The following is a 6,688-nucleotide window of genomic DNA, read 5'->3' on the forward strand; positions in this document are numbered from 1 at the left end:
ACATCCTTCTGTGTCTCGAAAGTTACGGGCAGCTCAGTGGTGCAGGATCTTGGACAGGAAGTCCTTGGCCCGGTCGCTGCGAGGGTTGGTGAAGAACTGCTCCGGCGTCGCCTCTTCGACGATCTGGCCGTCCGCCATGAAGACGACCCGATTCGCGGCGGACCGTGCGAAGCCCATCTCGTGGGTCACGACGACCATGGTCATACCGTCACGTGCGAGCTGCTGCATGACTTCGAGCACCTCGTTGATCATCTCCGGGTCGAGCGCGGAGGTCGGCTCGTCGAAGAGCATGACCTTCGGCTCCATCGCCAGCGCGCGGGCGATCGCGACGCGCTGCTGCTGGCCACCGGAGAGCTGTGCGGGGTACTTGTCCGCCTGGTTGGCCACACCGACGCGGTCGAGCAGGGTCCGCGCGAACTCGTCGGCGAGAGCCTTGTCCTTCTTGCGGACCTTGATCTGCCCCAGAGTGACGTTCTCCAGGACCGTCTTGTGCGCGAAGAGGTTGAAGGACTGGAAGACCATCCCGACATCGGCGCGCAGCCGGGCCAGTTCCTTGCCTTCGGCGGGCAGCGGCTTCCCGTCGAGCGAAATACTGCCGGAGTCGATCGGCTCCAGACGGTTGATGGCGCGGCACAGTGTGGACTTGCCGGACCCGGAGGGCCCGATCACGACGACGACCTCGCCACGGGCGATGGTCAGGTCGATGTCCTGGAGCACATGCAGCGCGCCGAAGTGCTTGTTGACGTTGCTCAGCACGACCAGGTCGCCCGACGCCGGCCTGGCGTCGTCGGTTTCCTTGGTCACTGAAACTCCGCTCATCGGCTTCTTGCTCCGTCCTCCTCGGTTGGGGAGGACCCTAGTCACGCACTGCGACCAGCGTCATTACATCTGAGGGGAAATTGAGCATAACGATCCGGCCGCAACCGGACACACCGTGTGAAGAGGGCCCGGTTCGGCGTACCGGGTGGGTAACGGAAACCCCCGCTTAACGGGAAGTGACTTGACTGGTGCGGCAGCCATGGGCGTGGATGCCCTGGTACGTACTGTGACCGCCACACCACGGAGGAGGGCCATGAGGCTGCTGCTCGTCGAGGACGACGACCACGTCGCAGCCGCCCTCGCCGCGGTTCTGAAGAGGCACGGGTTCGATGTCACACACGCGCGCAGCGGCGAAGAGGCACTCCAGGCGCTGCTCCCGGTGACCGACGGGACGAAGTCTCCTTACGGAGTCGTACTCCTCGACCTCGGACTGCCCGACCAGGACGGCTACGCGGTCTGCGGCAAGATCCGGAAACTCTGCTCGACCCCGGTGATCATGGTGACGGCGCGCGCCGATGTCCGTTCCCGGATCCACGGGCTGAACCTCGGCGCCGACGACTACGTCACCAAGCCGTACGACACCGGGGAGTTGCTCGCCCGGATCCACGCGGTCAGCCGGCGCAGCGTCGGCGGCGAGGAGGCCGGCACGGTCGGCGGCGACTCGCTGCGCCTGGGACCGGTCACCATCGAACTCTCCACGCGCCGCGTCACCGTGGACGACGCCCCCGTCCAGCTGACCCGCAAGGAGTTCGACCTGCTCGCCCTCCTCGCGCAGCGTCCGGGCGTCGTCTTCCGGCGGGAGCAGATCATCAGCGAGGTATGGCGCACCAGTTGGGAGGGGACCGGCCGCACACTCGAAGTGCATGTGGCGTCCCTGCGCTCCAAACTCCGCATGCCGGCGCTGATCGAGACCGTGCGCGGCGTCGGCTACCGCCTCGTCGCCCCCGCCGCACACCAAGGACCGTAGTACCCGGTGAGTACCCGACTTCTCCCCCTGCTCATCGTCCTCATGGCGGGTGTGCTCCTCGCGCTCGGCTTCCCGCTCGCCGTGAGTCTCGCCTCCGCCCAGCAGCAGGACGTCGTCGTCGACCGGATCGACGACACGGCACGCGTCGCCGCGCTCGCGCAGTTCGTCAGCGAGGGCGAGGCGGGGGCCGCGGGCTCCGGCGCGGGCAACGGGTCCGACGAACGCGGATCCATGCTGGAGGAGGAGCTCGCCCGCTACTTCGAGGTCTACGGCATCCGGGCGGGTGTCTTCTACCGCGACGGAGAGGCCATGGCACGGGCCCCGAAGGGTTGGAAGGTGCCCCGGACGGGGGAGGGGCGCCAGGCCTTCCAGGAGGCCCTCCTGGGGCGCCGGAGCGACGACCCCCAGCAGGTGTGGCCCTGGCAGGCGCACGGCCGGCTGATCGTCGCGTCCCCCGTCGTACGGGACGGCGACGTCGTCGCCGTCGTCGTGACCGACTCACCCACCGGGCAGATGCGCTCGCGGATCCTCGAAGGCTGGCTGTACATCGCCGCGGGCGAGGCCGCCGCCATGCTCCTCGCCGTGGGGGCCGCGGTCCGGCTGACGGGCTGGGTGCTGCGTCCGGTACGCGTACTGGACGCGGCCACGCACGACATCGCCACCGGCCGGATGAAATCCCGCGTGGCCGCCGCCGGGGGTCCGCCGGAACTCAGAAGGCTCGCCCACTCCTTCAACGAGATGGCCGACAACGTCGAGGACGTCCTCGAACAGCAGCGTGCCTTCGTCGCCGACGCCTCCCACCAACTGCGCAATCCGCTGGCCGCCCTGCTGCTGCGGATCGAACTCCTCGCCCTCGAACTGCCCGCCGGGAACGAGGAGATCGCCAGCGTACGTACGGAGGGCAAGCGGCTCGGGCAGGTGCTCGACGACCTCCTGGACCTGGCGCTGGCCGAACACGCCCCCGCCGATCTCCGGCTCACGGACGTCGGGGCGCTGGCCTCCGAGCGGGTCGCGGCCTGGCGGGCGTACGCGGAGGAGAAGGGCGTACGGCTGACCGGAAGCACCGGCGCCGTCACCGGCTGGGCCGACCCGGTCGCACTCTCCAGCGCGCTCGACGCGGTCGTGGACAACGCCCTGAAGTTCACGCCGGAGGGCGGCGAGGTGGACGTACGGGTGGCGCGCGGCGCCAGCGACCGCACCACCATCACGGTCACCGACGGCGGGCCCGGACTCTCCGACGACGAGATGGAGCGCATCGGCGACCGCTTCTGGCGCAGCAACCGCCACCAGAACGTCAAGGGGTCGGGGCTGGGTCTGTCCATCTCGCGGGCACTGCTCGCGGCGGGTGGCGGGACGATCGCGTACGAACACGCGGAACCGCGCGGGCTGCGCGTGACGCTCACCGTCCCGAGGTCCTCACCGGCCTCCTCCTGAAGAGGCGGCCCGCTCCCGAAGCGAAGGGGGCCCGCTCCTGAAGAGACGTCCCGCTACGGCTTGACCGAGCGGTAGTAGCGCAGCGCGCCCTCGTGCAGGCGCAACGGATCGGTGTAGATCGCCGTCCGCAGATCCACGAGCTGGGCCGGGTGGACCTTCTTGCCGATCCGGTCGCGGCTCCTGATCACGGTGCGGGTGAAGCCCTCGGTCAGCTCGGCGTCCATCCGGTCCGTGGTGACCAGCAGATTCGCCACGGCCACGGTCGGCACCGCCGTACCGTCCTGCGCCTTCTTGTACGCGTCCGCGGGCATCACCGCGGAGCGGTAGTAGCGGGTCGCGACCTTGGCCGTGTGGTGCAGCGTGTCGACGAGGGCGTCGTCGAGGGGCACCAGCCGTATGTCGAAGCGCTTCGACAACTCCTGTATGGAGGCGGTGGGCAGCCCGCCGGACCAGAAGAACGCGTCGAGGTCGGCCGACTCCAGACGGCTGGGCATGGTGTCGATGCCCGCCGACACCGCCGTGACGTCCTTCTGAGGATGCAGCCCGGCGGCGGCCAGCACCTGGTCCGCGATCAGCCGCACCCCCGAGCCCTCCTGCCCCACGCCCACCCGCTTGTCCCGCAGGTCCTGCACGGACGTGATGTCCGAGTCCTTCGCCGCGATCAGCTGGACGTAGTCGTCGTAGAGGCGCGCGCAGCCGCGCAGCCGGTCGGCGCCGGGCCCGTTGTCGCGCTGGTACTTCGCGACCGCGTCCGCCGTGGCGATGGTGAAGTCCGCCTTCCCGGTGGCCACGCGCGAGATGTTCTCCTGCGAGCCCTCGCTGGTCAGCAGCTCTATGGACACATCGGGCAGATCCTTGGCGAGATCCTCTTTAAGGAGGTCCCCGTAGCGCTGGTAGACGCCGCTCGTCACACCCGTACTGAACTTGACGGACCCGCTCGGTGTCTTCTCCCCCCACGGCACCAGCCACCACGAGAGCAGCCCGGCCACCACCAGGGCGGCCACGCCTCCTACGAAGGCGGTGCGACGGCTCATACGGGGCGGAAGGGGGAACATGCGGTGATCCTGCCAGCTCACTCGGCGTAATGGCCAGGCCTTGCCTTCGGGGCCCGGACCGACGGCCCGGATTCCCGGTGACCGGCGCCGGTGTCAGGCGCGCTCCTCCCAGGCCCTGCTGCGCGCGTAGTGGTTGTCGTACGTCGCCGAGGAATCCTTGATGTCCTGCACCGTCGCCCCGCCGTCATGCACCCGGCCGAGCAGCCGGTAGTAGTCGAACCGGTCCATGCCCGGCGTGAAACCGACCAGGACCTCGGCCGTCGCGTCCGGTGCGGGCGCGAAAGCGTGCGGCGTGTGCGGCGGTACGGCGACGAAGTCGCCCTTCTCCAGCGTCAGCACCTCCTCGCCGACCAGTACCTGGAGCGTGCCGTCCACGACGAAGAAGAACTCGGTCGCGCGGGTGTGGAAGTGCACCGGCGCCCCGGCCGCGCCCTTCTCGAAGCGCGCCGTGTTCACGGTCAGCGCGCCCCCCGTCGTGTCCGAGTCGGCGAACAGAGTGATCAGGCTGCCGGGAGCGTCGGTCAGAGCCTCGGCGGTGGCGCCACGGGTGACGAGCGGCTGGTGGGTGCGGATCGCCGGGTCGGTCGTCGTGTTCTGGGTGTTCTGGATGTCCTCGGTGTTCATGACGACGAATCTACGGTCACGAGTGACCGCGTGAAGGGTGCATTCGGCGGCCGAATCGATGGGGCAATCGCAGCCGACCGGCCGGCCCCACCCCCGCCTCGACACTCCGTCGGCAGACCCCCTCGGGCGCGCCCTTACCCTTGACGGGTGACCATGAGCAGTGACCGGGCCGGAGCAGTGGACGAAGTGGGCGTTGACCGGACCTACGAGGTGCGCACCTACGGGTGCCAGATGAACGTCCACGATTCCGAGCGATTGTCCGGTCTGCTGGAGGACGCGGGCTATGTCCGGGCCCCCGAGGACGCCGACGGCGACGCCGACGTCGTCGTCTTCAACACCTGCGCCGTACGCGAGAACGCCGACAACAAGCTGTACGGCAACCTCGGCCGACTCGCCCCGATGAAGACCCGGCGCCCCGGCATGCAGATCGCCGTCGGCGGCTGCCTGGCCCAGAAGGACCGCGACACCATCGTCAAGAGGGCGCCGTGGGTCGACGTCGTCTTCGGTACGCACAACATCGGCAAGCTCCCCGTACTGCTGGAGCGTGCCCGCGTACAGGAAGAGGCGCAGATCGAGATCGCCGAGTCGCTGGAGGCATTCCCCTCCACGCTGCCGACGCGCCGCGAGTCCGCCTATGCCGCCTGGGTGTCCATCTCCGTCGGGTGCAACAACACCTGCACCTTCTGCATCGTCCCGGCCCTGCGCGGCAAGGAGAAGGACCGCCGCCCCGGCGACATCCTCGCCGAGATCGAGGCACTCGTCGCCGAAGGCGTCTCGGAGATCACGCTGCTCGGCCAGAACGTCAACGCGTACGGCTCCGACATCGGCGACCGCGAGGCATTCTCCAAGCTCCTGCGGGCCTGCGGGAAGATCGAGGGCCTGGAGCGCGTCCGCTTCACCTCACCGCACCCCCGCGACTTCACGGACGACGTCATCGCCGCGATGGCCGAGACACCCAACGTCATGCCGCAGCTGCACATGCCGCTCCAGTCCGGCTCGGACACCGTCCTGAAGGCCATGCGCCGCTCGTACCGGCAGGAGCGCTTCCTCGGGATCATCGACAAGGTGCGCGCCGCCATCCCGCACGCCGCCATCTCCACCGACATCATCGTGGGCTTCCCCGGCGAGACCGAGGAGGACTTCCAGCAGACGCTGCACACGGTGCGCGAGGCGCGCTTCGCGAACGCCTTCACCTTCCAGTACTCCAAGCGCCCCGGAACGCCCGCCGCCGACATGGACGGGCAGATCCCCAAGGAGGTCGTGCAGGAGCGCTATCTGCGCCTCGTCGCTCTTCAGGAGGAGATCTCCTGGGACGAGAACAAGACACAGGTCGGCCGCACCCTCGACGTCATGGTCGCCGAAGGCGAGGGCCGCAAGGACGGTGCCACCCGGCGGCTCTCCGGCCGCGCGCCCGACAACCGGCTGGTGCACTTCACCGCGCCCGACCAGGAGGTGCGGCCCGGCGACGTCGTCACCGTCGACATCACGTACGCGGCTCCGCACCATCTGCTCGCCGAGGGACCGACGACGCGGATACGGCGCACCCGCGCCGGCGACGCGTGGGAGCGGCGCAACGCGGCCCCGCCCGCGCCCGCCGGGGTGCTGCTCGGCCTGCCGTCGATCGGCGTCCCGCCGCCGCTGCCCGCCGCGACGGGCGGCTGCTCGGTGGTGTGAGGCGGCGCGCGGCCGTGACCTAGTCTGCGCAGCATGCTCGTATCCGCGGCCGTGTGCCCCTGCCCGCCCCTGCTCGTCCCCGCCCTGGCCGCCGGCGCCGCTCCGGAACTCGACG

Annotated in this window: 6 protein-coding genes; 3 read left to right on the top strand and 3 right to left on the bottom strand. The window is 69.6% G+C overall.

What is annotated here, in order from left to right:
• Positions 1-33: 33 nt before the first annotated feature.
• A complete protein-coding gene (locus BHU15_RS16095; protein WP_031229326.1) occupies positions 34-819 on the bottom strand; it encodes an amino acid ABC transporter ATP-binding protein in 786 nt (261 codons plus the stop codon).
• Between the two features lie 253 nt (positions 820-1,072).
• On the opposite strand from BHU15_RS16095, the gene BHU15_RS16100 reads away from it, so the two are divergent.
• Positions 1,073-1,786 (top strand): response regulator transcription factor, encoded by a 714-nt coding sequence (locus BHU15_RS16100; protein WP_069627819.1) that lies wholly within the window; start codon positions 1,073-1,075, stop codon positions 1,784-1,786.
• A gap of 6 nt (positions 1,787-1,792) precedes the next feature.
• Positions 1,793-3,220: a sensor histidine kinase gene (locus BHU15_RS16105; RefSeq protein ID WP_069627820.1), complete on the top strand. Its 1,428-nt coding sequence runs from the start codon at positions 1,793-1,795 to the stop codon at positions 3,218-3,220.
• Between the two features lie 53 nt (positions 3,221-3,273).
• On the opposite strand, the gene BHU15_RS16110 is transcribed toward BHU15_RS16105, so the two are convergent.
• Both BHU15_RS16110 and BHU15_RS16115 read right to left on the bottom strand, forming a co-directional pair.
• Positions 3,274-4,275, bottom strand: a complete 1,002-nt coding sequence (locus BHU15_RS16110) for a TAXI family TRAP transporter solute-binding subunit (RefSeq protein ID WP_069627821.1) — start codon at positions 4,273-4,275, stop codon at positions 3,274-3,276.
• Between the two features lie 93 nt (positions 4,276-4,368).
• A complete protein-coding gene (locus BHU15_RS16115; RefSeq protein ID WP_079128171.1) occupies positions 4,369-4,899 on the bottom strand; it encodes a cupin domain-containing protein in 531 nt (176 codons plus the stop codon).
• Positions 4,900-5,052: 153 nt separating this feature from the next.
• Here BHU15_RS16115 and miaB point away from each other — a divergent pair, with 153 nt between their 5' ends.
• Positions 5,053-6,573 carry a tRNA (N6-isopentenyl adenosine(37)-C2)-methylthiotransferase MiaB gene (miaB, locus tag BHU15_RS16120; RefSeq protein ID WP_069627822.1) on the top strand — a complete coding sequence of 507 codons (1,521 nt, stop codon included), beginning with the start codon at positions 5,053-5,055 and terminating at the stop codon, positions 6,571-6,573.
• Positions 6,574-6,688: the final 115 nt, after the last annotated feature.

Origin of the sequence: Streptomyces niveus, from assembly GCF_001723055.1 — a bacterium.
Classification (GTDB): domain Bacteria; phylum Actinomycetota; class Actinomycetes; order Streptomycetales; family Streptomycetaceae; genus Streptomyces; species Streptomyces niveus.

Coding starts and splice junctions, on each gene's coding strand:
- BHU15_RS16095 (WP_031229326.1), bottom strand. CDS start 819: ATGAGCGGAGTTTCAGTGACCAAGGAAACCGACGACGCCAGGCCGGCG.
- BHU15_RS16100 (WP_069627819.1), top strand. CDS start 1,073: ATGAGGCTGCTGCTCGTCGAGGACGACGACCACGTCGCAGCCGCCCTC.
- BHU15_RS16110 (WP_069627821.1), bottom strand. CDS start 4,275: ATGTTCCCCCTTCCGCCCCGTATGAGCCGTCGCACCGCCTTCGTAGGA.
- BHU15_RS16115 (WP_079128171.1), bottom strand. CDS start 4,899: ATGAACACCGAGGACATCCAGAACACCCAGAACACGACGACCGACCCG.
- miaB (WP_069627822.1), top strand. CDS start 5,053: ATGAGCAGTGACCGGGCCGGAGCAGTGGACGAAGTGGGCGTTGACCGG.